Genomic DNA, 26947 nt, shown 5'->3' with positions numbered 1-26947 from the left:
GCCCGCGGGGACAGACCGTCCCCGCGGGCCCTCCTTTTTGCCCGGTCCGCTCAGGAGTCGCCGAAGAGCTCCTCCTCGACGGCGGCGCAGAGCGCGTGGTAGATGGGAAGGTGCAGCTCCTGCACCTTGAAGGTCTCGGATTCGCCCACGCAGACGGCGACGTCGGCCAGCGCGGCGTTCTGCCGGTTGCGGCCGCCCATCAGCAGGATGGAGGGGATGCCGACGGCCTTCGCCGTGCGCAGGGCGTGGAGCACGTTGACCGACGCCCCCGAGGTCGTGATGCCAAGCAGCAGGTCGCCGGGGCGCGCGTAGGAGAAGACCTGCTGGGCGAAGGCCATGTCGGGCGCGACGTCGTTGCCGTAGGCGGTGACCAGCCCGCTCTGGCTGACCAGGGAGATCGCAGGCAGGCCCTGCTGGAGGTGCCCCACGAGGTAGGCGCTTTCGCTCCCGAGCGCCTCCTCGAACCGCCGGCTCTGCGCCGCGGTCAGGGCGCGGGGAAGGAGGAACCCCTTCATAAGCTCGCCGACGATATGCTCGCTGTCGGCCGCGCTGCCGCCGTTGCCGCAGACGAGCAGCTTGCCGCCCGACGTGAAGCAGCCGTGCAGCAGCGTGAAGGCGCCGAGGACCTCCCGCTCGCAGCAGGAGAGGGGGTAGCGGGCGAAGAGGGTGTCGAGAATCTGCCTGGTGCTGTCTTTCAAGATGGCTCCGCTCCTTTTTTGTTAAACTACTTTTATATATATACTATACAGAAGTTTGTGGATTGTCAACGGGAAACGGCAAAAAGAATTGTAATTCTATCCATAAATCCCGAAAATATGTTGACTGACCGTTGGGATTATGCTAAAACTAGAAACATAAGTAAAGTATATTTATAAAAATAGTTACATTAAAACGGTCCGGTCTTTTGATGGTTCAGGATGCCCGCCGCGAACCGCGGCGCGGGCATATGAAATAATCATGTAAAAGGAGCGTAAAAGGATGAAAAAGATGAAACAGCTGTTGGCAGTCGTGTTGGCGCTGGCCCTGATGGCGGGCCTCGCGGCCTGCGGAGGGAGCCCGGCCCCCACCCCCGCCCCCGCCGGAGACGCGGCGGCCCCTGCCGAGAGCACGGCCCCCGCTGAAGAACCCGCGAAAGCCCTGAAGATCGGCGTATCCCTCGACACAATCGACTCGGACTTCTGGGTCTCCACGATCGACAACATGAACGCGGCCGCCGCGGCGGCGGGCGCCGAAGTGGTGCAGCGCCTCTGCGAGGGCGACGCGAACAAGCAGAACCAGCAGATCGAGGACCTGATCGCGCAGGGCTGCGACGCGATCATCTGCGGCGCGCGTGACGGCGGCGCCATCGTGGCGGCCGTCAAGAAGTGCAACGAGGCGGGCGTGCCAATCGTCATGGTCAGCCGCGCGGTGATGGGCGACGAGGCGCTGCCGAGCCTGCAGGTCCTCGTGGACAACATCTCCCTGGCATCCGGGTCGGTCGAGTGGGTCGCCCAGAAGGCCCAGGAGGAGGGCAAGAAGTACAAGGCGGTCCTGCTCGTCGGCAGCCTCGGCGACCAGAATGCGCTTGAGCGCCAGCAGGGCCACAAGGAGGCCCTGGAGAAATATCCCGACAGCTTCGAGATCGTCGCGGAGATCCCCACCGACTGGAAGGTCGACCAGGCGTACGCGGGACTCCAGAACGCCTTTGAGAAGGACCCGGACATCAACCTGATCATCACCCCGTCCGACGCGATGCTCACCACCATCCAGAGCGTGCTTGAGCCCCTCGGCAAATGGGTGCCGGCTTCCGATCCCAACCATGTGCGCATCGTCACCTTCGACGGCGACTCCACCTTCGCGAAGATGATGGAAGAGGGCTATGTCGACTGCGGCGCGGTCAACGACACGCGGTTCATGGGCGAAGAGAGCATGAACTGGGCGATCAAGCTCGCGAACGGCGAGAAGCCGGCCGAGCTCAACGCCCTCGACCCCGGCATCGTGGCCACGCTGGACAACTGGGCCGACGTGAAGGGCGACATCTGGGGCTACGTGGCCTACTCCTCCAAGTAAGCGCCTCCCGGCCGGGGGAGTCCCCGGCGCAGACCGGTAAATGTTTTTGCAATCCGTCCGGCGCCGCTCCCGCGCGGCGCGGCGCCGGGCGGACGAATATCCGCCAGAGGTTAGGAGAATGGTTATGAGCTTAAAAGAGACGTTTGACAAAAAGCGCGTGGCAGGCCGGCTGCTGGGGTCCCCCATCCTGCTGGTCATCATCGCCATGGCTGTGCTGTCGACGGCCTTTGTCCCCAACTTCGCAACCCTGTACAACCTCAAGAACCTGCTGCTGCAGACCTGCGATCTCCTGATCATCTCGCTGGGCGTGACTTTCACGGTGCTCAACGGCGGCCTCGACTTCTCCTCCACGTCGGTGCTCGCGCTCTCGAGCGTGGTGGGGGCGTACATCATGGCGCTCTCCCCCCTCAAGGGGACGGGGCTTTCCATCCTGCTGGCGATCGTCGTGATGGTCGCCATCGGCGCGGCGGTGGGCGCGATCAACGGGTTCTCCGTCGTGAAGCTGAAGATGCCTTCCTTCATCGTCACCCTTTCGACGCAGCTCTTCTTCAGCGGGATGGCGATCTACTTCACCAGCAAGGTCACCGACAAGGCGTCCATCATGGGGCTGCCCTCCGCCTTTTACCGCATCGGCGGCGAGAAGGCGTTCTTCCTGCCGATCGTCATTGCGGCGGCGGTCTTCCTCGTCTCCCACTGGCTCATGACCCGGACGATCTTCGGCCGGCATGTGCTGCTGGTGGGGACCAATCCGAAATCCTGCCACATCTCGGGCATCAACGTCAAGCGGGTCGTGTTTCTGCTCTTCCTGCTCAGCGGGATCTACGCGGGCGCGGCCAGCGTGGTGCTGACCGCACGCAACCAGGCGGGCATCTCCAGCCTGGGCGACAAGATGTTCATCGACATCATGTCCAGCATCATCATCGGCGGCACGAGCATCTTCGGCGGCTCGGGCGGCGCGAAGCACACCCTCTACGGCGTCATCTTCATCACGATGCTCAGCAATGTGATGAACCTGCTGGGTATGGACTGGTATGTGCTCAGTCTCGTCAAGGGGTTCATCGTGATCATAGCGGCGCTGGCCGATATCCTTTCCAACCGAAGGAAAAACTACGCCGCGGCGGCCGCCTGATGGGCGCCGCGGAATCCAATATAGGAGGTCGTCGGTCTGTGAGCAGTCAACCGCTGTTGCAGCTGGACAATATCCATAAGAGCTTTTACGGCGCGGAAGTCCTCCACGGCGTGAACCTGGACCTCTGCCCCGGGGAAGTGCTGGGGCTCGTGGGGGAGAACGGCGCGGGAAAATCCACGCTGATGTCGATCCTGGGCGGGGTCTACGGGTTCGACTCCGGGACGATGCGCCTCGGCGGGGAAGTCTACACGCCCGCCACCCCAAACGACGCGACCCGCGCGGGCATCGCCTTCATCCGCCAGGAGTTCAGCCTATTCTCCAACCTGACGGTGGCGGAGAACCTCTTTGTGGATCGCTTCCCCCGCAGGGGGCTGTCGGTCGACTACAAAAAGATGGAGGAGCGCGCGCAGGTCTACATCGACCTGTTCCGCCTGGACATCTCCCCCCGCACCAGGGTGGAGAGCCTGCCCATGGGCGTGCGGCAGATTGTTGAAATCTCCAAGGCGCTCGAAAAGGACGCGAAGATCATCATCTTCGACGAGCCCACCACCTCCCTCTCCCCCAAGGAGAAGGAGGAGCTCTTCGAGGTCATCGGGGGGCTGAAGGCGCGGGGCGTTTCGATCATCTACATCTCGCACATCCTCGAGGATGTGATGCGCCTGTGCGACCGCACCACCGTCCTGCGGGACGGCAACTCGGTGGGCACCTTTCAGAACAGCGCGCTGGACAAACGGGAGATCATCCGGCTGATGGTCGGCCGGGAGATGAACCAGGTCTACCCGACGATCGAAAAGGAGATCGGCGAGCCGATCTACGAGGTGCGGGAGTTCGTACGCGCCGGCAGCAGGTCGCCCGTCTCCCTCGAAATCCGCAAGGGGGAGATCGTGGGCATGTTCGGCCTGATGGGCGCGGGGCGCACCGAGCTGCTGAGCTCCCTCTTCGGCGCCGAACCCTCGGAGGGGGGCGAAATCCTCGTCAGGGGCAAGGCGCTAACCCGTCCCACGCCCACCAGGTGCATCCGTGAGGGGATCGCCTACGTCACCGAGAACCGGCGGCAGGAGGGGCTCATCATGCCCAAGACGATCGAGGAGAACGTCACGATGGTCGTGCTCGACCGGATGACCGGCGCGCTCGGCGTGGTCGACCGGAGCCGCGAGAAAAGGACGGCGCTCGACCTTGTGAAGAAGCTGACCGTCAAGACCTCCGACCCGCAGCGGCAGTTCGTCAAGAACCTTTCGGGCGGCAACCAGCAGAAGGTGGTCATCGCCAAATGGGTGGCCAGCGAACCGAAGGTGTTCTTCATGGACGAACCGACGCGCGGCGTCGACGTGGGCGCAAAGTACGAAATCTACACCTATATCAACGAACTGGCCAGGGAGGGCTGCGGGGTGCTGCTCGTCTCCTCCGAGATGGAGGAGGTCATGGGCATCTGCGACCGGATCCTCGTCATGTACCGGGACCGCATCGTCGCGGACATCCCGAAGGCCGCGTTCGACCAGGAACGGATCATCCAATACGCGCTGGAAGGGGGGATCTCGGATGCCGGCTAACCAGACGGCCGCCGCACGGCGGAGCTCCGGGAATTTCCTGGCCCTTGCGACAAAGTACGGGGTCTATGTCATCTTCCTGCTGGTCGTTGTCTATTTCAGCGTCGTCTGCGACAACTTCCTCTCCCTCTCGAACATCCTGAACATCCTCCAGCAGGCCGCGCCGCTCGGCATCGCGGTGCTCGGGATGGTGTTCGTGCTCTCCACTGCTTCCACCGACATCTCGGTGGGGCAGGTGATGTACGTGACGGGCGTCATCTGCGGGCTGGTGCTCGAAAAGTTCCGCGACAACGGGCTGGCCGGCAACGGCTGGGCGATCCTCGCGGTCTGGCTCGTGGGGCTGTGCATCGGCGCTGTGTTCGGCGCCTTCAACGGCCTGCTGGTCGGCAAATTTGGGATCGTCTCCTTCATCGTCACGCTGGCCACCATGAGCATCGCGCGCGGGCTGGGGCTCATCATCTCCCGCTCCAAGGTCTATTACATGAGCGAGCTGTCCCCCTTCTCCCAGAGCGTCGTCGGCCCCATCCGGTTCCCGGTGGTGGTCATCCTGCAGCTCGTGATGGTGCTCATTTTCGCCTTCCTCTACCGCAAGACCCCCTTCGGGCGGCACATCGACGCGGTCGGCAACGACGAGGCCGCGGCCAAGAGCGTCGGCATCAACACGGCGCGGGTCAAGTTCCTCGCCTTCCTGCTCTGCGGCATCACGGCGAGCATCGCCGCGCTGCTGCTGGCCGGCCAGGTGGCGAACGTCTATTCGAGCTTCTCCTACGGCAACGAATTCGTCGTGATCTCGGCGGCGGTGCTCGGCGGCACGAGCCTCTTCGGAGGCAAGGGGAACATCATCCCCGGCGCGCTGATCGGCATCGTGCTGATCCAGACGATCATGAACGGGCTGACGATGCTCAACGCGTCCCCCTACTCCTACACCATCGTCAAGGGCCTCATCATCTTCGTCGCGGTTCTGCTCGACAGCGTGAACTACAAAGGCGAGCTGCGCTGAGCGCAGGCAAACATTACACCCGATAAGGAGTCATGGCATGATGGAAAACCTCTATATCGGCATTGAGATCGGCGCGACCAAGCAGCAGGCCGCGCTGGGCACCGCCGACGGCAGGCTGCTGCACACGATCACCGGGAAGATCCCGCTGCCCCGCGGGGCCCAAGACGTGCTCGACTGGTTGTCCGCCAAGGTCCCCGAGCTGCTGCGGATGGAGGAGCGGTTCGGCGGCAGGGTCCGGTCCCTCGCGGCCGGCTTCGGTGGGGAGATCGAAAGCAGCACGGGCAGGACCCTCAATTCGGTGCAGGTGCCCGGCTGGGAGGACTTCCCGCTGCGCGGGTGGCTGGAAGAGACCTTTTCGATGCCGGCGGAAGTCCTCAACGACACCGTCTCGGGCGGTTTCTCCGAGCTCTACCTCGGCAGGGGGAAGGAGGCCGGCAACGTCTTCTACACCAACATCGGCAGCGGCATCGGCGGCGCCTTCTTCATCGACCGGGTCTACTACGACGGCGTCGGCTACGGCGCGGCCTACTTCGGCAACACCTACATCCCCGACTGGCAGTCGCCCGAGCCGGGGGCGATGACCCGGGTGGAGGAGATCTGCTCCGGGCTCGGGATCGAACGGCGGCTGCGCCGGCCGGGATATGTCCCCGCGGGCTCGCGGATCATGGAGATGTGCGGGGGGAAACCGGCGGGGATCAGCTGCCGGATGCTGGAGGACGCGGCCCGCGCGGGGGACCCATTCGCGCTGGAGGAGGTCGACCGGATCGCGAGGAGCTACAGCATCGGGTTGAGCAACGTCCTCACGCTGATGTCCCCCGAGCTGGTCATTATCGGGGGCGGCGTCGCCAAGATGGGCGATCTGCTCCTCGACCGGGTGCGCGAATACACCGACCGCATCGCGTTCATCTCCTGCCGCGGGCACTACACGATCGAACAGAGCGTGATGATGGACGACGCGGTCATCGCCGGGGCGGTCTACTGCGCGGGGCACCCCGAACTTATCAGGAAAGGAAGCTGTTGATATTCCATGGAGAAGAATGGTATAATTGAGCAGGTCAGGGAGGAAGTTTTTCCCTCCGACAAGGCCGCGGAGAAGCCGCTGGGCAAATACTGCGACCACACCGTCCTGCGGGCGTACACGACCCGGGAGACGGTCAAACGGTTCTGCGAGGAGGCCGTCCGCTACGGCGCCGCGTCGGTCTGCGTCAACCCGGTGCACGTGGCCTACGTCCACGAGCTGCTGCGGGGGACCGGGCTCTACACCTGCACCGTCATCGGGTTCCCGCTCGGAGCCAACCGCTCCTGCGTGAAGGCGATGGAGGCGGCGCTCGCCGTTGAGGACGGCGCCGACGAGGTGGACATGGTGATGAACATCGGCGCCCTGCGTGAAAAGGACTATGAGCTCGTCCGCCGGGATATCGCCGGGGTCGTGGCCGCGGCCGCGGGCCGCGCGAAGGTCAAGGTCATCATCGAGACCTGCTACCTCACCGACCGGGAGATCGTCGCGGCGTCGCTGCTCTGCCAGCAGGCGGGCGCGGACTACGTCAAGACCTCCACCGGCTTCGGAACGGACGGCGCGCGGGAGCGGGATGTCCGGCTGATCCGGCAGACGGTCGGGGACGCGATGAAAATCAAGGCGTCGACCAATATCAACACCCGCGAGGACGCGGAGCGGATGATCGCCGCCGGCGCAGACCGGCTGGGGACGAGCCGCACGCCGCAGATCGTCACGGGGGACGCCAAGGCCCATTCCGCGTCGATGGATAACCAGCCCCCAAAGCAGGACTGCTGAATTTGTAAAGGTATTTTGTAAAGGTGTTGCGTGAAATGAGGAAAGCGGCAAACAGCAATAAGATCATCAAGCAGGCGAACGAGTATCTGGTGCTGGCAGTGCTGCTGAAAAACGACCCGCTTTCGGTGGAGGAGATCGTGACCCTCTCCCGCCTGAGCCGGCCGACGGTGCTCAACATCCTCAAGGAGCTCGACACCAGGGGCCTCATCTACCGCGCCGGCCTGGGCGAATCGATGGGCGGGCGGCAGCCGATCATGTACACCCTCAACCTCCGCCGCTACTTCGCGGTGGGCGTCGACCTCGAGTACCCGCCGGTGCGCGTCGCCTTTTCCGACCTGCGGGAGAAGGTCCTCTACTCCCAGGAGTGGGACTGCCTGCCGGGGGAGACGATGGAGGACATCGAGGAGAACCTCGTGAACGCGATCCGCGAGGGGATGCGCAGGCTGAACATCGCCACGGAGAACCTGATCGGGATCGGCCTGGGCATCCCCGGACGGGTGGACATCGCCAGGAATCTCGCCGTGCGCATGGACCGCATGGACCATATCTGGCAGGGCGGCGACATCGCCGCCCAACTGTCGATGAAGCTGGGCGTCCCCGTCACCGTGCGCAACGACATCCACCTGCTCGCGGCGGCCGAACGCACCGTGCAGCCCGCGCTGCCCAAGAATTTCCTCTATGTGGCGCGCCGGGTGGGCATCGGCATGGCGGTCTTCCTCAACGGGAAGAGCTACGAGGGCGGCTTCGGCAACTCGGGCTACCTCGGCCATACGGTCCTCGACCCCGAGGGGCCGGCCTGCCGGTGCGGCCAGCGGGGCTGCCTCGAATGCTACGCGACCACCGGCGCGGTGGAGATCAACTATGCGCGGGGGGCGGAGCGCCCCGCGGACTACTGCACGATCGTCTCCCGCGCGCAGGAGGGGGAGCCTCTGGCGATGGCCGTCCTCGGGGACGCGGGAATCAAGCTGGCGATGGCGGTCGTCAACGCCATGCTCCTCTATGACATTCAGACCGTCATCATCGAGGACTGCGTTGACGACGGCACCTTTTTCGCGATCGTCCGAGAGAACATCGAAAAGCTGCTGGGCCCCTCGTCCGACTTCCAGCCGCGCGTGCTGCGCGGCAAGCTGACGGGCAGGACCTTCGCGCTCGGCGGCTGCTCGATGATCGTCAAAAATTTCTTCAAAGCGCCCCAGCTCAAGGTGGACGGCTGAAGAGCCTCCCGGCAGGACGCCGTCCGCGGGCGGAAAGGACATCCCGATGACTGAATATATTGAAAAGCAGCTGGACTATTTTGTCAACCGCCGCGACCACAAGCGCCTGCGGCGGGAGATCCCCGTCGACCTGACGGATATCCTCGCGGATCCCGCTCTGAGCGACGAGGAGAAGGCGACGCGCGCCCACGCGCGCGTCATGCGAAGCGAAGAGATCGTGGTCTTCCCGTGGGAGCGGATCGCGGGCACGCGGGTGATGCTGCGCATGCCCGAGTTTCCTCACGGCTCCTACGGGTACCTCGACGGGCGGATCAGCCACATGCTTAACGAGCCGACGATCGGCGGCATCTCCAACAATGTGGCGGAGTACGGCCACGCGATCACGGTTGGGCTCGAGGGCCTGCGCGCCGAGGTGACCTCCCGGCTCGTGGAGCGCGGGGAGGAGGAAGAGGCGCGCGCGTTCTGGAAGAACCAGCTCCTGCTCATCGACGAGCTGGAGGCGTTCGCCGACCGCATCCGCGACGCGGCGGAGGCGCAGGGCAACGAGACGGTCCGCCGCACCTTTTCCAAAATTCCGCGGCAGGGCGCGGGGAGCTTTTTGGAGGCGCTGCAGTTTTTGAAGTTCCTCAACTTCGCGCTGCGCTATGAGAATCCGACCCATTCGCCGCTCGGGCGGTTTGACCAGTATATGTTCCCCTTCTTCGCCGCCGATCGCGCGCGCGGCATGACGAAGGAGGAGGCGCTCGAGCTGGTGGAGGACTTCTTCATCTCCCTCAACCGGGACACCGACATCTATTTCGGCATCCAGCAGGGGGACAGCGGCCAGGCGATGGTGCTCGGCGGCGTGGACGCGCAGGGAAACTGCGCCTATAACGAGCTGAGCGAGCTCTGCATCCGGGCGAGCCTCGAGCTGGCGGTCATCGACCCGAAGATCAACCTGCGGGTGGACAAAAATACGCCGATGGAGGTTTTCCGGCTGGGCAGCCGCCTCACAAAGAAGGGGCTCGGCTTCCCCCAGTACTGCAACGACGACGTCGTCATCCCTGCGCTGACCGGCTGGGGCTACGAGCTCGAGGACGCGCGCGACTACGCGGTCGCGGGCTGCTGGGAATTCGTCATCCCCGGGTACGGTGCGGAGGGGATCAACTACGAGGCGATGCCCTTTGTGAAGCTGGTCAACCGCTGCATGGAGGAGCATCTGGAGGAGTGCGCCGATTTCGACGCGTTTATGGACTGCCTCGAGGGGGAGATGGAGGCGCAGATGGCGAGGATCGACGCCGTCTTCCACAACACCGCCCCGCGCCCCTCGCCGATGCACTCCCTGCTTTCCAAGCAGGCGGTCTCCATAGGGCGCGACATCTCCAAATGCGCGAAGTACAACAATTTCGGCCTGCACGGCCCGGGCATCGCCACGGCGGTCGACTCGCTGGCCGCGATCAAGAAGGTCGTTTACGACGACGGCAGCGTCCTGCCGCACGAGCTGATCGACGCGGTGGCGCGCAACTTCGAGGGGTGGGAGGATCTCCACCACACCCTGCGGTTCGACGCGCCCAAGATGGGCAACGACGACGACCGCGCCGACGGGATCGCCGTGCGGCTGGTCGACATGTACGCCCGCGTGCTCTCCCACTACCGCAACGGGTTCGGCGGCCGCTACCGCCCCGGGACCGGCTCCGCCATGTACTACATGTGGATGTCCGAGGACATGGGGGCCTCCCCCGACGGAAGGCTGCGGGGGGAGCCGCTGCCCGCCAACTATTCTCCCAGCCTCAACGTCCGGCTGAACGGGCCGGTGTCGATGTTCAAGTCGTTCTGCAAGCCCGACCTGCGCAAGGTGTGCAACGGCGGGCCGGTGACGCTCGAGCTGCACGACAGCGTCTTCCGCAACGAGGAGGCGATCGACAAGGTCGCGATGCTCGTGCGCGCCTTCATCCTGATGGGCGGGCACCAGCTGCAGCTCAACGCCGTCAATTCCGACCTGCTGCGCAAGGCGCAGCGCGAGCCGGAAAACTACCGCAACCTGGTGGTGCGGGTGTGGGGCTGGAGCGGCTACTTCGTCGAACTGAGCCGGGAGTACCAGGACCACATCATCGCCCGCGCCGCGATGACCCTGTGAGGCGGCGGCATGGAGCGGGGACTGGTCTTTGACATCAACGAATTCGCCGTCCACGACGGGCCGGGCATCCGCACGACCGTCTTTCTCAAGGGCTGCCCGCTGCGCTGCAAGTGGTGCCACAACCCCGAGGGGCTCTCCTTTTCGCAGGAGGTCCTGCGCGGGAGCAACGGCTGCATCCACTGCGGTGCGTGCGAGGCGGTGTGCCCCAGCCCGGACCACTGCATCCTCTGCGGGAAGTGCATCCGGGCCTGTCCCAAAAACCTGCGGCGGTTTGCGGCCCGGGAGCTTTCCAGCCGGGAGCTGGCGGACATCCTGCTCAAAAACCGCGCCTTCCTCGCGGAAAACGGGGGCGTGACCTTTTCGGGCGGGGAGCCGCTGGCGCAGCCGGGGTTCCTCTTTGAGACGATGGACTTTTTAAAGCCGCTGCACCTCGCGGTGGAGACCTCCGGGCACGTGCCTGCGGAGGTTTTCCGGGAGATGCTCGGGCGGGTGGACCTCGTGATGATGGACATTAAGCACGCGGACAGCGAAGCGCACCGGGAATACACCGGCGTGCCGAACGACCGGATCCTCGCAAACCTCGCGCTCTTAAAGGAGAGCGGCCGGCCGTTTATCATCCGCATCCCCGTCATCCCGCAGGTGAACGACAGCGTGGAAAACATGGAGCGCACGGCGGCGCTGGTCAGGGGGGCCGAAGGGCTGGAGCGGCTCGAGCTGCTGCGCTACCACCAGACGGCTGGCGCGAAATACGAGCTGCTCGGGAAGGAATACCCCTTCCGCTACACGCGCGAGACCCCCTCGCTCGAGCCGTTCGCGCGCGTCTTTGAAGAAAACGGCATCCCGGTCTTCATCCCCTGAGGGCCGGGCTCGAAGAAAGGGAAAACCGATATGCAAGCATTTTTAAAGGCTTATACCGATATGATCGCCGAGACGATCGCCCGGCTGGACCCTGCGGAATTCCAGAAGGCGGTCGACATCCTGACCGAGGCCCACCGGAACGATCGGCAGGTGTTCATCGCCGGCAACGGCGGCAGCGCGGGCACCGCGAATCACTTCTCCTGCGACTTCGGGAAGAACGCGGTTCAGACGCCCGGCGTGCGGCGGTTCCGCATCCAGTCGCTCTCCTCCAACGTGGAGAAGATCACCGCGTTCGGAAACGACATCGCCTTCGACGAGATTTTCTCCCAGCAGATGGAGAACCTCTTCGACCCCGGCGACGTGCTGATCCTCGTGTCCGCGAGCGGCAAGTCCCCCGACCTGATCAAGGCGTGCGAGCACGCCAAACGGAAGCGGTCCCCCATCATCGGGCTGACCGGCTTTGAGGGCGGGCTCGTCAGGGATTACGCGGACGCGAACCTCATCGTCCCGCTGACGAGCTACGAGATGATCGAGGACATCCATTCAATGATCCTGCACCTGTTCGTCTACTATTTCAAAACACACCCGCAGGTGCTTTCTGCCTGACGGCCGCGGAGGGAACAATGCGCGACGAAAATACCATGCTCCGCTATATCGAGGCGGAACCGGACGATATCCGGCGGATCGTCAGGGACCGGGAACGCTACACCGCCGCGTTTGTGAAGCACTTTTTGAGCCACCCCGTAAAGCGGGTCTACCTGAGCGGGAACGGTTCCCCCCACTCGGTCTGCGTGGTGGCGGGCATGTGCATGGAAAGGCTGCTGGGCGTGGAAGCCAGCAGCTCGCTGCCCGCCGTCCTCAACCGCCACGCGCCCTTCAACGCGAACGGCGTCTACCGCCCGGAGGAGATGCTCCTCATCTGCCCGGCGCAGACCGGTCGGACGACGGGCCCGATCGAAAGCGCGCGCCTCGCGCGGGCGGCGGGGATCCCCGTGCTCTGCACGACCCTGTCGCCCGGCGGCGCCCTCGCGCGGGAGTGCGACATCGTCATCGAAAAGCCCACCGGCTTCGAGGAGTCCTTCCCCGAGAGCAGGGGGCATGTGGCGTCGATGGTGATCCTGCTGCTCTGCGCGGTGGAGGCGGCCCGCGCGCTCGGGCGGCTGGACGCGGACGAATACCGCCGCTGGATGGACGGCTTTGAGCGGCTGCCCGAAAGCTGCGGCCGCGCGGCCGACGCCGCGAAGGCGTGGTACGCCGATCACCGCGGGATGATGCTCGCGGCGGACGCCTACCGCTTCGTGGGGTACGGCCCCTGCTACGGGACGCTCCAGGAGTCCTGCCTGAAGATCCTCGAGACCACCCGCAGGCCCTCGATGGCCTACGAGCTGGAGGAGTTCCTCCACGGCAGCGGCTACGGCGTGAAGGAGGACTCGGTCGTCTTTTTCGTCTGTGCCGAGGACGGCCCCGAGCGGGAACGGGCGCGGGAGATCTACCGGTGGTTCGCGAAAAAGAGTAAAAACTGCGTGCTCGTCTGTTCGGGGCGTACCCCCGGGCGGCAGCCCAACTGGCTGGTCAGCGACTTTCTCGACCTGCCCTTTTTGAGCGCGGTCGAGTATCTCGTCCCCTTCCAGGTGCTGAGCCACCTGACGGCGCGGGAGCTGGGCCTCAGCACCCTGACGCAGGCCTACCCGGAAATTTTCACCGAGCTGCACGCGATCGTGGAGGCTTAAAGAAGGAATCGAAAAAGGAGCGGCGCCCGCGGGCGCCGCTCCTTTTAATCATTGTGTCACTCGGGCGCGCCGGGCTCCGAAAAATGGCGCGAGGCGTTCCGCGCGACCTTCAGGAGCATCTGGGAAAAGATGGCGCGTTCGATATCGGTCAGCCCGGAGGCGAGCTCGTCCATCCAGTCGTCGCCGATTTTTTGGAGAAAGGGGCAGACGTCGCGGGCGCGGTCGGTGGGGAGGACGTCGAACGCGCGCCCGTCGCCCGAGACGGCCCGCCGCCGCACATAGCCCTGCGCCTCCAGCCGGGAGAGGGTCTTGGCGACGGTGCTCTTATCCATATCGAGCAGGGCGCAGAACTGGTTCTGCGCCGCCCCGCCGGTCTCGCAGGCGATCAGGAGGAAGGGCACCTGCCCGCTTGTGAGCCCGAGCGGCTCGACCCGGCCGTTCAAATACATCTGCGTCTTGCGGTGGACCAGGGAGATCAGCTTGAGGAGGTTGGGCTGCGGGTCGCCGGACATAGGCATCGTCCTTTTCAATCAAGTTTCCAGTGCAACCTTATTTTAATTGCCCCTGTCGGGAAAGTCAAGAAAATAACCGCTTGACAATTAAATTTATCTGGCTTAGAATAGACCAGTCGGAAAGATTAAACAAAAAAAATTGAGATTTTTGGCTTTCAATCGTTGCAAAGCCAACGATCCGGGAGGGAACAGATTGGGAAAGAACCTTGACGTCCGGGAGGGCCGGACGGAAGGGGCGGCTGCCGCGGGCGAGCGGCGGGACCTGCCCGCTGAAAACAAGATGGGAGTCATGCCCGTCAACCGCCTGCTCATCTCGATGTCGCTGCCGATGATGGTGTCGATGCTCGTGCAGGCGCTTTACAACATCGTGGACAGCATGTTCGTGGCGCGGCTGAGCGAGAACGCCCTGACCGCCGTCTCGCTCGCCTTCCCGGCGCAGAGCCTGATGATCGCCGTGGGTACCGGCACGGGCGTGGGCATCAACGCCCTGCTCTCCAAAAGCCTGGGGGAGAAAAACTTCGAGCTTGCCAACAAGACCGCCGACAACGGCGTTTTCCTGGCGGTTATGAGCTTTTTGGCATTCGCGCTGGGCGGGATTTTCCTGACGCGGCCCTTCTTCCTGCTCCAGACGGGCAACGCCGCGATCGTCGAGGACGGCGTTTCCTACCTGACGATCTGTTGCGTCTGCTCCTTCGGGCTCTTCGGGCAGGTCACGCTGGAAAAGCTGCTCCAGTCGACCGGGCGCACCTTCTATACTATGATCACGCAGGGCACCGGCGCGATCATCAACATCATCCTCGACCCGATCATGATCTTCGGCCTGCTGGGCTGCCCGCGCATGGGCGTCGCGGGCGCGGCGATCGCCACCGTCATCGGCCAGATCGTCGCGGCGGCGCTCGCCCTCTGGTTCAACCTGCGCAAAAACCACGAGATCGCCCTCTCCCGGCGGATCCTGCGCCCCGAGGGCCGCGTCGTTCGCAAGATCTATTCGGTCGGGCTTCCCTCGATCGTCATGGCCTCCATTGGCTCGGTGATGACCTTCGGCATGAATAAGATCCTCATCGCCTTCACCTCGACCGCCACGGCGGTGTTCGGCGTCTACTTCAAGCTCCAGAGCTTCGTCTTCATGCCCACCTTCGGGCTCAACAACGGCATGGTGCCGATCATCTCCTACAACTTCGGCGCGCGCAAGCCTGACCGCATGAAACAGACCATCCGGCTGAGCGTCCTGTACGCGGTCGGCATGCTGACCTTCGGACTCGTGATCTTCTGGCTCTTCACCCCGCAGCTGCTTTCAATCTTCAACGCCTCCGAGACGATGCTCGCCATCGGCGTGCCCGCCCTGCGGATCATCAGCCTGAGCTTCCTCTTCGCCGGGTTCTGCATCATTACCCTTTCGGTCTGCCAGGCGCTCGGGCACGGCCTGCTCAGCCTCACCGTCTCGGTCGTCCGCCAGCTGGTCGTGCTGCTGCCCTCCGCCTTCCTCCTCGCCCGGTTCGGCGGGCTCTCGGCGGTGTGGTGGGCCTTCCCCTTCGCGGAGCTCTTTTCGCTGACCCTTTGCGTGATCTACATGCGCCACCTCTACCGCTCCGAAATCAAGCCGCTCGAGGGAAGCGCGGCGGAGGGCTGATTGCCTGAAAATTCACCGCATCAGCGCGGAAAAATTGGCGGAGAAACGATTGCATCCGTCATGGAGAAACTGGTATAATGGACGCGGAACCCCCCAATAATTTATTATGAGGAGAGAGAATTCACTATGGGTAAGAAACTTGCCGCACTGCTGCTCGCCGGCTGCCTGCTGCTCGCCGCCGCGGGATGCGGCGCGAAGGACGTTCTCGAAGACGTGGGCACCGAGATCAAGGCGGACGGCCGCGCGCACGGCCAGACGACCTCCCATTCGGAAGGGGAGACCGCGAAGACCGCGTTCTTTGAGTACACGGTCAACTCCGCGCGCATGGAGCCGGAGATCGAGGACTATACCCCCACCGACCCGAACCACACCTTTGTGGTGGTCAACATTACCGTGAAGAACACCTTTGAGGACGACGCGAAGATCCCCATGTTCTATACCGACTTCACCCTGACCTGGGACGGCATGGGAGATACGACGGTCTATCCCGAATCGGAGTTCGCCGAGGGACAGCTCCCCGACGAGTATGAGCTCTTCAAGGGCGAGAGCCGCACGGGCGACCTGATCTTTGTCGCCCCGGCCGACGCGAAGGGCTTCAGCCTCCGGTATATCGAAGTCTGGGACGACGATTTCGAGGGGAACAGCTACTTCATCCCCTTCTCCGTGGGCTGAACGGGATTTTAAATTAAAAGCTGACGCGGCGGGATGTTCCGCCGCCGGAAAGGATGGGAACGATGCTCGAACAGATTCGTGAAGAGGCGCGCCGCGCGGTGCTGGAGCTGCTGCCGCAGGCGCGGCTCCAGCGGGGAGACATCCTGGTGGTCGGCTGCTCGACGAGCGAGGTGGCGGGGGAGCGGATCGGCTCCGCCTCCAACACCGATATCGCGGCGGCGATCTTTGAGGGCGTCCACCCCGTGCTCGCGCGGGCGGGCATCTTTTTGGCGGCGCAGTGCTGCGAGCACCTCAACCGCGCGCTCATCCTCGAGCGGGAGGCGGCGCGCCTCTACCGGCTCGAGCCGGTGAACGTGGTGCCCCAGCCCAAGGCGGGCGGCTCCTTTGCCACAGCCGCGTGGGCGGGCTTCGATGCCCCCGTCGCGGTCGAGCATGTCCGCGCGAAGGCGGGCATCGACATCGGCGACACGCTGATCGGCATGCACCTGTGCGAGGTCGCGGTGCCGGTGCGCATCCAGGTGAAGCGCATCGGCGAGGCGAACGTCGTCTGCGCGCGCACCCGCCCCAAGTTTATCGGCGGCGCCCGCGCCCACTACGACGAGGACCTGCTGTAACCAAAAAAGCCGCCCTCTTGGGCGGCTTTTTTCTTTGCGGGGATCAAAACGGCCGCCCCGCGGGCGGCCGTCTGTCTGTGCCTTATGGCCCGCCGGGGGCAGGGGCCTCACTGGTTATCCAGCTCGTCGATCTCCTGCTCGAGGGCGGCGATGCTGCTCTCCCATTTGGTGATCTCGTCCTGATTGCCATGCGTTTCGGCGCGGCGCAGGCCGAGCTTGTAAATGGTGAGACGGCTTTTCATGCTGGATAGGTTCTTTGTGGTGGACATGGGAAAACACCTCGCATTTCCATTCAACGGTTCCGTTGCGTACAGCGGCCCTCCTGCACTCCACCGCGAAAAATCCTGCACAAAAGGGCGCTTCGCCCTGCTGGGATTCCCGGAAGATGCCGACCGCCTCCATTCGTTCAACAGTATCAATGATAGCACAAATCCGCATAAAATGCAAGTCTGCGGGGATTCTGCTGCAAAATGGAGGCGCGCGCAGGGAGGAATTGACAAAGGGGGCGGGTTGTGCTAAGATATATTTGTAGCAACATGCGCATTTGAAAACTGAATCGCCCCGGGGGAGTAGTCGGCACGTTCGGTGCAGTTAAATCAACATCTTGGGCCATTTGGCCGTGGTTTAACTTGAAATGACAAGACCTGTGTTTCGTTTTCCGGAACACAGGTCTTTTTTGTTTGGCGGCGGGGCAAGATAAATCAGGAAAAGGGGAGTTGCAAATGGAATTTCTGCTGCGCGGCGTCACGGCCATCACCTGGCAGCAGCTGGTCATGTATGCGATCGGCGGGCTGCTCATCTATCTGGCGATCGAAAAGGGGTTCGAGCCCGCCCTGCTCATGCCGATGGGCTTCGGCGCGATCCTTGTGAACCTGCCCTTCTCCGGGGTGCTCGACCAGGTGCTCCAGGGCGGCATCCCCGCGCCGGGCATCATCCAGTGGCTCTTCCAGACGCTGATCGACGCGTCGGAGGCGCTGCCCATCCTGCTCTTCATCGGCATCGGCGCGATGATCGACTTCGGGCCGCTGCTCTCCAACCCCAAGATGATGATCTTCGGCGCGGCGGCCCAGTTCGGTATCTTCTTCACCTTCTCGCTCGTGACCCTGCTCGGGCCGTGGTTCGGCTTCACCCTCGCGGACGCGGCCTCGATCGGCATCATCGGCGCGGCCGACGGCCCCACCTCGATCCTCGTCTCGAAGATTTTTGGCACCCCCTATTTCGGGGCGATCGCGGTGGCGGCCTACTCCTATATGGCGCTCGTGCCGATCGTCCAGCCGTTTGCCATCCGCCTCGTCACCACCCGGAAGGAACGCCGCATCCGGATGCCCTACCACCCCAAGGACGTGACCCGGAGGACCCGCATCCTCTTCCCGATCCTCGTGACGGTCATCGCCGGGCTGGTCGCGCCGATGTCGGTGGCGCTCGTGGGCTTTCTGATGTTCGGCAACCTGCTGCGGGAATGCGGGGTGCTCAATTCCCTTTCCCAGACGGCGCAGAACGAGTTCGCCAACATCATCACGCTGCTGCTGGGGCTGACGATCTCCTTCTCGATGCAGGCGGACGCCTTCGTGACCCCACAGACGCTGGTCATCATGCTGCTGGGGCTGGCGGCCTTCGTGATGGACACGATCGGCGGCGTGCTCTTCGCGAAGCTCATGAACGTCTTTCTGCCCGAGGGGAAAAAGATCAACCCGATGATCGGCGCGGCGGGCATCTCCGCCTTCCCGATGTCGGCGCGCGTCGTCCAGAAGATGGCGCTCAAGGAGGATAACCAGAACCACCTGCTCATGCATGCGATCGGCGCGAACGTCTCGGGGCAGATCGGATCGGTCATCGCGGGCGGGATCCTGCTCTATCTCGTCCCGCTCTTCCTGTAAGGAGGCTGTGAAATGGAAAACTTCATCATTTCCCTGGAGATCATGGGCCTTGGCATGGCGGGCATCTTCGCCGTCATGCTCCTCATCATGGGGCTGGTGGCGCTGCTGGCGAAGTTCGGCGGCAAAAAACCGGAGGAATAGAACCCGCGGGCGCGTTCCGGCGCGCCCCGGCGCCGGTCCGCAAGGAGAAGGAGGCCACCGTGGCGGAGCTGGGAATGGTTCCGCCGCCGGCGCTTTCGGGGCGGATGCTCCTGCTCGGGCTGGCGGCGATGGCCGTGGAATATGTTAAGCGGGGGGAGTGACCCCGCGCAAAAAGGGCGGACGGCCAGAGGCCGTCCGCCCTTTTGGTTTTGAGGGTTAAAATTTCTTGCGCAGCATGGTAAAATCAAAGAAGTCGGTATAGAACTCCAGCGAACGCAGCACCGGGCGGCTCAGCTTGCAGAAGCCGACCTCGTCGAGCAGGAGCAGCGCGTCCCCGTCCGGGACGCCGAGCTTCTGCCGGATGGCGGGAGTGGCGTTGGTGGCCGAGACGCGGGCGATGTCGGTGACGACGATCAGCCCGCAGTGGCGGTCGAGGATATCGAAGATCGGCTCCGACCAGTCGATGTCGGCGTAGCTCATGCCGTCGAAGAGGGAGAGCGCCAGGTAGTCGACCGAGTAGATGACGGGGATGCTGCCGGCGAGCACCCGCTTTTCGCAGACGATCACGCCCGCGCCCACGTCGATCTGGAGCTTTTCGGCGAGCTCCTCGTCGGCGTATTCGACCCGCAGGGAGATGCTGTCGCTGTGGGGGGTGTAGCCCGCGGCGCGTATGAGCTCGTTATATTCGAACTTGAGGTCGAGGCGGCTGGTGAGGTTGACAATCTCGCGGTTGATGACGGTCCCGATGCCGCGCACCCGCTCGATGAGCCCCTCCCGCTCGAGGTCGGAGAGGGCGTCGCGGATGACGGTGCGGCTGACGCCGAGCCGTTCGGACAGCTCCACCTCGCTGGGCAGCCGGTCCGCCTGCTGGAAAACGCCCTCCGAGAGCTCCCGGATAAGCAGCGCGCTGACCTGCGTGGACATCAGCTTTCCCCCGAGGTGGGGCAGTTCGTATTCTGCTGGCATGGCCGATTCCCTCTTTCCTGCGAAATCGCCCGCATGGCGGACGGGCGCGACTGTGAGAACTCACAATCCGCCTCAAACTATTTTATGGAAAATGAATCTTGCTTTCATACTTTAAATAGGATATCATTATGAAGTAATAAGTATGACTTATACGCGAAACACACAAAAACTTTCCACAATCGCCGGGTTTGGAAGAAGTATATGTTCAATTATACTCGATATTTGTCAAAAACACAAGCGGCGATTGCAAAAATCTTCTGGAGGCAGTATTATGTTAGAGAAGACAACTTTCGCGCTCAGGGGCCATATTCTGCATACGCCGACCCCGCGGGCGATTGTCTGCATGCCGGAAAGCTACCTCGTCTGCGAGGAAGGGAAGACCGCCGGCGTTTTTACCGAGCTGCCCGAGCGGTTCAAGGGGATTCCCGTCGAGGACTGCGGGGACAGGCTGGTCATCCCCGGGCTCGTCGACCTGCACCTGCACGCGCCCCAGTATTCCTTCCGGGCGCTGGGCATGGACCTCGAGCTGCTCGACTGGCTGAACACCCACACCTTCCCCGAGGAGGCCAAATACGCCGATCCCGCCTACGCCGGGAGGGCCTACCGCATCTTCGCGGACGACCTGGCGGCCTCCCCGACCACCCGGGCGGCGGTGTTCGGGACGATCCACCGCCCCGCGACCGAGCTGCTGATGGACCTCATTGAGGAGACGGGCGTCAGGGCGCTGGTGGGCAAGGTCAACATGGACCGCAACAGCCCCGACATCCTGCGGGAGGAGAGCGCGGCCGCCTCGCTCGAGGACACCGCGCGGTGGATCTCCGAGACGAAGGGGAAGTACAGGAACGTCGCCCCGATCCTCACCCCGCGCTTCACCCCCTCCTGCACCGACGAGCTGATGGAGGGCCTCGGAAAGCTTCAGAGGGAGACGGGCCTTCCGGTGCAGTCCCACCTGTCGGAGAACTTCTCCGAGATCGCGTGGGTGAAGGAGCTCTGCCCCTGGTCAGGCTGCTACGGCGGCGCCTACGACCGGTTCGGCCTCTTCGGCGGGGACGCCCCGACGATCATGGCCCACTGCGTGCACAGCACCGGGGAGGAGATCGACCTCATGCAGGCGCGCGGCGTCTTCATCGCACACTGCGCCCAGTCGAACACGAACCTCGCATCGGGCGTCGCGCCGGTGCGCGCCTACCTCGACCGCGGCATGAAGGTCGGGCTCGGCACCGACATCGCGGGCGGCTTTTCGCTCTCCGTCTTCCGCGCGATGGCGGACGCGGTGCAGGCCTCCAAGCTGCGCTGGCGGCTGCTCGACGATTCCCTCCGGCCGCTGACCGTGCCGGAGGCGTTCTACCTCGGCACCAAGGGCGGCGGGGAATTCTTCGGGAAGGTCGGCTCCTTCGAGGAGGGGTACGAGTTCGACGCGGTCGTGCTCGACGACAGCGGCTTCCCGCATCCGCAGGCGCTCACCCCGGTGGAGCGGCTGGAGCGGATCCTCTACCTGGACGACGGGCGCTGCGTGCGCGGCAAATATGTCGCGGGCGCGCGCGTCAGATAAAACAGATCGGAACCCATGCCTGTCAGGACATTCCCCCGGCCGCCCGTGGCGGCGGAACAGTTTTTGTATGGGCGCGCGGAAGCGGACGGACCACCCGAGGCCGCGCATCTCATAGAAGCAGTCCGGCCGGAGGGCCGGAAACCATTCGCGCCGTGCGGCTGCGGCAATGCCGCGCGGCCAGATGCAAACTGTGAGGAGGTAATTCAATGACACAGACAAAAGAGAAGGGGTTCTTTGAGCGCTATTTTGAGCTCGAAAAGAACCACACCAACGTGAAGACCGAGGTGCTGGCCGGCTTCACGACCTTCGTGGCGATGGCGTACATCATCGTCGTCAACCCGACCATGCTCGCCGACCCCTTCAACATCATGGGACAGGCGGAATACGCCGCGCAGGTCCAGAACGGCGTATTCTTTGCAACCTGCCTGATCTCCTTCTTCGGCACCTTCCTGATGGCGATGTACGCGAAGGTCCCCTTTGCGCAGGCACCCGGCATGGGGCTCAACGCCTTCTTCGCCTACACGGTGGTCCTCACCATGGGTTATACCTACGGACAGGCGCTGGCAATCGTCTTCATCTCCGGCATCCTGTTCATCCTCATCACGGCGGTCGGCTTCCGCGAGGCGGTCGTCAAGGCGATCCCGCACTGTGTGCGCGGAGCGATCAGCGCCGGTATCGGCCTCTTCCTCGCGCTCATCGGGCTTAAGAACGCGGGTCTCGTGGTCTCCAACTCGTCCACCCTCGTGGCGCTCGTCGACTTCTCCAAGATGGGCGATCCCGAGCTGCACGGGCTGATCTGCTCCGCAATCGTCGCGCTTATCGGCCTCGTCGTGATCGGCGCGCTGCACGCCCGCAACATCAAGGGCTCGATCATCATCGGCATCGTCGTGGCGACGATCGTCGGCATTCCGCTCGGTGTGACCTCCTTCCACGGCTTCTCGCTCGACGTTGGCCGGCAGTTCTCCGACTTCGTCAACGTCTCCCTCTTCAAGATGGACTTCGGCGGGCTCTTCGCGGGCGCGACGAACATCTTCCAGATGATCTTTACCCTCGTGATGATCGTCATCTCCTTCTCGCTTGTCGACATGTTCGACACGATCGGCACCCTGCTGGGCACCGCCCGCCAGGCCAAGATGCTCGACGATAAGGGCGAGATGCCCCGCATGCGTGAAGCCATGATGTCCGACGCGATCGCGACCACCGTGGGCGCCTGCCTGGGCACCTCCACCGCGACGACCTTCGTCGAGTCGAGCACCGGCATCGCCGAGGGCGGCCGCACGGGACTCACCTCCCTGACCACCTCGATCCTCTTCCTCGCGTCGATCATCATCGCCCCGATCGTCGGCATCATCCCCAGCGCTGCGACCGCTCCGGCGCTCGTCTTCGTTGGCGTGCTGATGCTCAGCTCGATCAAGGACCTCGACTTCTCGGACATGTCCGAGGCGATCCCCTCCTTCGTGACGGTTTCCTTCATGCCGTTCACCTATTCGATCGCCAACGGCATCGCGTTCGGCCTGTTCACCTACGTGCTCATCAAGCTGCTCTCCGGCAAATACAAGGAGATCAAGCCCTTCACCGTGGTCCTCGTCATCCTCTTCGTACTCCGTTTCGCGTTCATGACGACCGGCTGATTGCCGCCGTCCCGTGCTTTTGCCTCCCGCCGCGGGCGGGAGGCAAAAGCACCTTGTTTATCCCCGCTGGTGCGGTTCTGTTTTTTTCTCGCCGGAATAGTATTACTTATGACTAATGAACACCCTGCCGCGCTGCGCGGCTTGCCGTTATAAATCGATCCCTCTAATTTATTCGCAAGGAGGCTTGTCATATGGGAATCGGAAAGAGCATCACCCGCGTGGACGCATACGAGAAAGTGACCGGCGGGGCCAAATACACCGACGATTTGCGCCCCGCGAACTGCCTGGTCGCCAAGGTCGTGCGCAGCACGATCGCCAACGGGCTGGTGAAATCGTTCGACCTCTCGGAGGCGGAGAAGGTCCCCGGCGTGGTGAAGATCGTCACCTGCTTCGATTCGCCGCAGATTCAGTACCCCACCCCCGGCCATCCCTGGTCGGTCGAACCCGCGCACCAGGACGTCGCCGACCGCATGCTGCTCAACCGGCGGGTGCGCATCTACGGCGACGACATCGCCGCGGTCGTCGCGGAGGACGAAGTGGCCGCTTCCTGCGCCGCGCGGCTCATCCGCGTGGAGTATGAGGAGTACCCGGCCGTCACCACCGTCGAGCAGGCGCTCGCGCCCGACGCGCCGGTCATCCACGAGGAGCGCCCCGACAACCTGCTGGCGCACAGCCGTTTCACGATCGGCGAGGGGGACTTCGACGAGATCGTGAAGGCGGACCCCTCCCTGCGGGTCTTCGAGGGGGAGTACGACACCCAGGCGGTCCAGCACTGCCACATCGAGGTGCCCGTCTCCTACGCCTATATGGAAAAGGGGCGGGTCGTCGTCGTCTCCTCCACCCAGATCCCCCACATCGTCCGCCGCGTCTGCGGACAGGCGCTGGGCATCCCGTGGGGGAAGATCCGCGTCATCAAGCCCTATATCGGCGGCGGCTTCGGCAACAAGCAGGAGGTCCTCTACGAGCCGCTCAACGCCTTTTTGACGATGCAGGTGGGCGGGCGCCCGGTCAAGATCGAGCTTTCGCGCGAGGAGACCTTCTCCTGCACCCGCACCCGCCACGCGATCAAATTCAAGCTCAAAACCGCCGTGCGCCCCGACGGCCGGCTCGTGGCGCGCAAGTTCGAGGCGTGGTCCAACCAGGGCGGCTACGCCTCCCACGGCCATGCGATCGTGGCGAACGCCTCCAACGCCTACCGGCACCTCTACCAGGATGAAAAGGTGCTCGACGCGGACGCCTATACCGTCTATACGAACCTGCCGTCGGGCGGCGCGATGCGCGGCTACGGCATCCCGCAGGTCGACTTCGCGATGGAGGCCCACATGGACGACATCGCGCGGGGGCTGGGGCTCGACCCGGTCGAGCTGCGCGAGAAGAACTGCATGAAGCCCGGCTACGTCGACCCGGGCACCGGCATCACCTGCTATTCGAGCGGGCTGCTCGCCTGCATCGAAAAGGGCAAGGCGCACATCCATTGGGACGAAAAGCGCGCGGCCTACCGCGGCCAGACCGGCCCCGTCCGGCGCGGGGTGGGCATGGCGCTCTTCAGCTACAAGACGGGCGTCTACCCGATCTCGCTCGAGACGGCGAGCGCGCGGCTCATCCTTAACCAGGACGGCTCGGCGCAGCTCCAGATGGGCGCGACCGAGATCGGCCAGGGCGCCGACACCGTCTTCACCCAGATGGCCGCCGAGACGACGGGCATCCGGCTGGAGGACATCCACATCGTCACGGTGCAGGACACCGACGTGGCCCCCTTCGACACGGGCGCCTACGCCTCCCGCCAGACCTATGTGAGCGGCATGGCGGTCAAAAAGACCGCCGAGAAGTTTAAGGCCCGCATCCTCGACTACGCGGCCTACCTCAAAAAGCGCCCGGCCGACACGATGGACCTGCGGGACAGCGCGGTGGTGGACGCGCACACCGGCGAAAAGCTCGTCGAGCTCGCCGACCTCGCGATGGAGGCGTTCTACAGCCTCGACCGCTCGGTACATATCACGGCGGAGGAGACCTACCACTGCAAGGACAACACCTTCTCGTTCGGCTGCTGCTTCGCGGAGGTGGAGGTCGACATCCCGCTGGGCAAGGTGAAGGTGCTCGACATCATCAACGTCCATGACAGCGGCGTGCTCATCAACCCGCAGCTCGCCGAGGCGCAGGTCCACGGCGGCATGAGCATGGGGCTCGGCTACGCGCTGGGCGAGCAGCTCCGCTTCGACGACCGCGGCCGCCCGCTCAACGGCAACCTGCTTGACTACAAGCTGCCCACCGCGATGGACACCCCGGAGCTTAACGTCGGCTTTGTGGAGACGATCGACCCGAGCGGGCCGTATGGAAACAAATCGCTCGGCGAGCCGCCGGCCATCCCGCCGGCCCCCGCCATCCGCAACGCGGTGCTCAACGCGACGGGCGTGGCGGTCGACAGCCTGCCGCTGAACCCGCAGAAGCTGGTCGAACAGTTCACCGCCGCCGGGCTCATCCAATAGAGGGGAGGACGAAGGGATGTACGATATCGAGAAAATCCACCTGGCAAAGAGCGTCCCCGACGCGATCGCGGCGCTTGTGAAGGACCCGTCCGCCGTCGTCATCTGCGGCGGCAGCGACGTGCTCGTCAAGATCCGCGAGGGCAAGCTCGCGGGCTGCTCGCTCGTGAGCATCCACGGCATCCGGGAGCTGGAGGGCGTCTCGCTCGAGCCGGACGGCACGATCGTCATCGGCCCGGCGACCACCTTTTCCCACGTCACCAACGACCCGCTGGTCGAAGAGCACCTGCCCGCGCTCGGCGACGCGGTCGACCAGGCGGGCGGACCGCAGCTGCGGAACATCGGCACGATCGGCGGCAACGTCTGCAACGGCGTGACGAGCGCGGACAGTGCCTCGACGTTGCTGACGCTGAACGCCGAGCTCGAGCTCACCGGCCCGAACGGCGTGCGCCGGGTGAAGCTGGAAAATTTCTACCGCGGCCCTGGGAAGGTCGACCTCGCGCACGGCGAGCTGCTGACCGCCATCCGGATCGCGAAGGCGGACTACGACGGCTTCGGCGGCCACTACATCAAATACGCGCAGCGCAACGCGATGGACATCGCGACGCTCGGCTGCGCGGTTCATGTGAAGCTCACGGCGGACAGATCCGCCGTGGAGGAGCTGCGGCTGGCGTTTGGCGTCGCCGCGCCCACTCCCATCCGCTGCCATAAGGCGGAGGAGCTGGCGCGCGGGCGGAAAATCGGGTCGGACCTCTTCCAGACGGTGGCGGAGGCGGCCGCCGGGGAGGTCAATCCCCGCACGAGCTGGCGCGCCTCGAAGGAGTTCCGCCTCCAGCTTGTGCGCGAACTCAGCCGGCGCGCCCTGAAACAGGCGATCATCCATGCGGGAGGTGCGGTAGAATGCTGAAATTGATTCAGATGACGGTCAACGACAAACCGGTCGAGCTGGCGGTCGACGAGCGGGAGAGCCTGCTCGACACGCTGCGCAACCGCCTGGGGCTCACAAGCGTCAAGCGCGGCTGCGAGGTCGGCGAATGCGGCGCCTGCACCGTGCTGGTGGACGGCGAGGCGATCGACAGCTGCATCTACCTGACTGTGTGGGCGGAGGGGAAACACATCCTCACCGTCGAGGGCCTGCGCGGCCCGAACGGGGAGCTGTCCCCCATCCAGCAGGCGTTCATCGAGGAGGCGGCGGTCCAGTGCGGCTTCTGCACGCCGGGACTCATCATGACGGCGGTGGAGATTGTCGGCACCGGCAAAAAGTACAGCCGCGAGGAGCTGCGCAAGCTCATCTCCGGCCACCTCTGCCGCTGCACCGGCTATCAGAATATCCTCAACGCGATGGAACGGATCGTCAATGAGACCTACAGGGTCGTCGGGAAATAACCTGTTGATCCGGTCCCGGGCGGCCCCGCCGCGCCGGCGGCGGGGCCG

The 26947-nt window shown here is 64.1% G+C and carries 25 protein-coding genes; 21 read left to right on the top strand and 4 right to left on the bottom strand.

The features are described 5' to 3' along the window. Window positions 1-50: 50 nt before the first annotated feature. Complete coding sequence (locus tag NE609_RS12720; RefSeq protein ID WP_256152709.1) at window positions 51-698, bottom strand: SIS domain-containing protein; 648 nt, start codon at window positions 696-698, stop codon at window positions 51-53. A 280-nt stretch (window positions 699-978) separates the two neighbouring features. Between NE609_RS12720 and NE609_RS12715 the strand changes: the two genes are divergently transcribed. From NE609_RS12715 to NE609_RS12665, 11 genes are all read left to right on the top strand, one after another. After that, a complete protein-coding gene (locus tag NE609_RS12715) occupies window positions 979-2049 on the top strand; it encodes a sugar ABC transporter substrate-binding protein (RefSeq protein WP_121586410.1) in 1071 nt (356 codons plus the stop codon). Window positions 2050-2173: 124 nt separating this feature from the next. Further along, window positions 2174-3178, top strand: coding sequence for an ABC transporter permease (locus NE609_RS12710; protein ID WP_158595587.1), 1005 nt, complete (start codon window positions 2174-2176; stop codon window positions 3176-3178). A gap of 38 nt (window positions 3179-3216) precedes the next feature. Then, window positions 3217-4728 carry a sugar ABC transporter ATP-binding protein gene (locus NE609_RS12705; protein WP_256152708.1) on the top strand — a complete coding sequence of 504 codons (1512 nt, stop codon included), beginning with the start codon at window positions 3217-3219 and terminating at the stop codon, window positions 4726-4728. Next, window positions 4718-5725 (top strand): ABC transporter permease, encoded by a 1008-nt coding sequence (locus tag NE609_RS12700; protein ID WP_121586407.1) that lies wholly within the window; start codon window positions 4718-4720, stop codon window positions 5723-5725. The genes NE609_RS12705 and NE609_RS12700 overlap by 11 nt, the downstream gene beginning before the upstream one ends. Window positions 5726-5765: 40 nt before the next feature. Continuing rightward, window positions 5766-6746 (top strand): ROK family protein, encoded by a 981-nt coding sequence (locus tag NE609_RS12695; protein ID WP_256152707.1) that lies wholly within the window; start codon window positions 5766-5768, stop codon window positions 6744-6746. Window positions 6747-6752: 6 nt separating this feature from the next. Then, window positions 6753-7517, top strand: a complete 765-nt coding sequence (deoC, locus tag NE609_RS12690; RefSeq protein ID WP_121586406.1) for a deoxyribose-phosphate aldolase — start codon at window positions 6753-6755, stop codon at window positions 7515-7517. A gap of 35 nt (window positions 7518-7552) precedes the next feature. Then, window positions 7553-8731: an ROK family transcriptional regulator gene (locus tag NE609_RS12685; protein ID WP_256152706.1), complete on the top strand. Its 1179-nt coding sequence runs from the start codon at window positions 7553-7555 to the stop codon at window positions 8729-8731. A 46-nt stretch (window positions 8732-8777) separates the two neighbouring features. After that, window positions 8778-10847: a pyruvate formate lyase family protein gene (locus NE609_RS12680; protein ID WP_256152705.1), complete on the top strand. Its 2070-nt coding sequence runs from the start codon at window positions 8778-8780 to the stop codon at window positions 10845-10847. 9 nt (window positions 10848-10856) lie between these two features. Next, window positions 10857-11705, top strand: a complete 849-nt coding sequence (locus NE609_RS12675) for a glycyl-radical enzyme activating protein (protein WP_256152704.1) — start codon at window positions 10857-10859, stop codon at window positions 11703-11705. A gap of 30 nt (window positions 11706-11735) precedes the next feature. Beyond that, on the top strand, window positions 11736-12311 hold the full coding sequence (locus tag NE609_RS12670; protein ID WP_121586402.1) for an SIS domain-containing protein: 576 nt from the start codon (window positions 11736-11738) through the stop codon (window positions 12309-12311). Window positions 12312-12328: 17 nt separating this feature from the next. Then, window positions 12329-13435, top strand: a complete 1107-nt coding sequence (locus tag NE609_RS12665) for an SIS domain-containing protein (protein WP_256152703.1) — start codon at window positions 12329-12331, stop codon at window positions 13433-13435. 56 nt (window positions 13436-13491) lie between these two features. Here NE609_RS12665 and NE609_RS12660 read toward each other — a convergent pair whose 3' ends face one another. Next, window positions 13492-13947 (bottom strand): MarR family winged helix-turn-helix transcriptional regulator, encoded by a 456-nt coding sequence (locus NE609_RS12660; RefSeq protein WP_256152702.1) that lies wholly within the window; start codon window positions 13945-13947, stop codon window positions 13492-13494. 280 nt (window positions 13948-14227) lie between these two features. Between NE609_RS12660 and NE609_RS12655 the strand changes: the two genes are divergently transcribed. The 3 genes from NE609_RS12655 to NE609_RS12645 all read left to right on the top strand — a co-directional run bounded on the left by NE609_RS12655 (window position 14228) and on the right by NE609_RS12645 (window position 16863). Next, window positions 14228-15577, top strand: a complete 1350-nt coding sequence (locus tag NE609_RS12655) for an MATE family efflux transporter (RefSeq protein ID WP_121586467.1) — start codon at window positions 14228-14230, stop codon at window positions 15575-15577. Window positions 15578-15703: 126 nt separating this feature from the next. Continuing rightward, the gene (locus NE609_RS12650; RefSeq protein ID WP_121586399.1) at window positions 15704-16249 is read left to right on the top strand and encodes a DUF4352 domain-containing protein; all 546 of its coding nucleotides are present in this window, start codon (window positions 15704-15706) and stop codon (window positions 16247-16249) included. A 62-nt stretch (window positions 16250-16311) separates the two neighbouring features. Further along, complete coding sequence (locus tag NE609_RS12645; protein WP_121586398.1) at window positions 16312-16863, top strand: TIGR01440 family protein; 552 nt, start codon at window positions 16312-16314, stop codon at window positions 16861-16863. Between the two features lie 107 nt (window positions 16864-16970). Here NE609_RS12645 and NE609_RS12640 read toward each other — a convergent pair whose 3' ends face one another. Beyond that, window positions 16971-17132 (bottom strand): hypothetical protein, encoded by a 162-nt coding sequence (locus NE609_RS12640; RefSeq protein WP_158595584.1) that lies wholly within the window; start codon window positions 17130-17132, stop codon window positions 16971-16973. A 453-nt stretch (window positions 17133-17585) separates the two neighbouring features. On the opposite strand from NE609_RS12640, the gene NE609_RS12635 reads away from it, so the two are divergent. After that, a complete protein-coding gene (locus NE609_RS12635; RefSeq protein WP_121586397.1) occupies window positions 17586-18740 on the top strand; it encodes a sodium ion-translocating decarboxylase subunit beta in 1155 nt (384 codons plus the stop codon). Between the two features lie 12 nt (window positions 18741-18752). Further along, complete coding sequence (locus NE609_RS12630; protein WP_256152701.1) at window positions 18753-18881, top strand: hypothetical protein; 129 nt, start codon at window positions 18753-18755, stop codon at window positions 18879-18881. 216 nt (window positions 18882-19097) lie between these two features. Here the strand turns inward: NE609_RS12630 and NE609_RS12625 are convergent, their stop codons facing one another. After that, on the bottom strand, window positions 19098-19847 hold the full coding sequence (locus tag NE609_RS12625) for a GntR family transcriptional regulator (protein ID WP_101551860.1): 750 nt from the start codon (window positions 19845-19847) through the stop codon (window positions 19098-19100). A gap of 271 nt (window positions 19848-20118) precedes the next feature. Between NE609_RS12625 and NE609_RS12620 the strand changes: the two genes are divergently transcribed. From NE609_RS12620 to xdhC, 5 genes are all read left to right on the top strand, one after another. Then, a complete protein-coding gene (locus tag NE609_RS12620; RefSeq protein WP_256152700.1) occupies window positions 20119-21399 on the top strand; it encodes an amidohydrolase family protein in 1281 nt (426 codons plus the stop codon). A gap of 206 nt (window positions 21400-21605) precedes the next feature. Further along, window positions 21606-23030, top strand: coding sequence for an NCS2 family permease (locus NE609_RS12615; RefSeq protein ID WP_121586395.1), 1425 nt, complete (start codon window positions 21606-21608; stop codon window positions 23028-23030). Window positions 23031-23221: 191 nt separating this feature from the next. Further along, window positions 23222-25516 carry a xanthine dehydrogenase subunit XdhA gene (xdhA, locus tag NE609_RS12610; protein WP_256152699.1) on the top strand — a complete coding sequence of 765 codons (2295 nt, stop codon included), beginning with the start codon at window positions 23222-23224 and terminating at the stop codon, window positions 25514-25516. 16 nt (window positions 25517-25532) lie between these two features. Next, entirely contained in the window at window positions 25533-26420 is an 888-nt protein-coding gene (xdhB, locus tag NE609_RS12605; protein ID WP_256152698.1) for a xanthine dehydrogenase subunit XdhB, read from the top strand. Then, window positions 26414-26899, top strand: a complete 486-nt coding sequence (gene xdhC, locus NE609_RS12600) for a xanthine dehydrogenase subunit XdhC (protein ID WP_121586392.1) — start codon at window positions 26414-26416, stop codon at window positions 26897-26899. Before xdhB ends, xdhC begins: the two co-directional genes overlap by 7 nt. Window positions 26900-26947 lie beyond the last annotated feature (48 nt).

It is taken from the genome of Anaerotruncus sp. DFI.9.16 (assembly GCF_024461615.1).
Lineage (GTDB): Bacteria > Bacillota > Clostridia > Oscillospirales > Ruminococcaceae > Anaerotruncus > Anaerotruncus massiliensis.
This window is presented reverse-complemented; position numbering and strand designations above follow the sequence as displayed.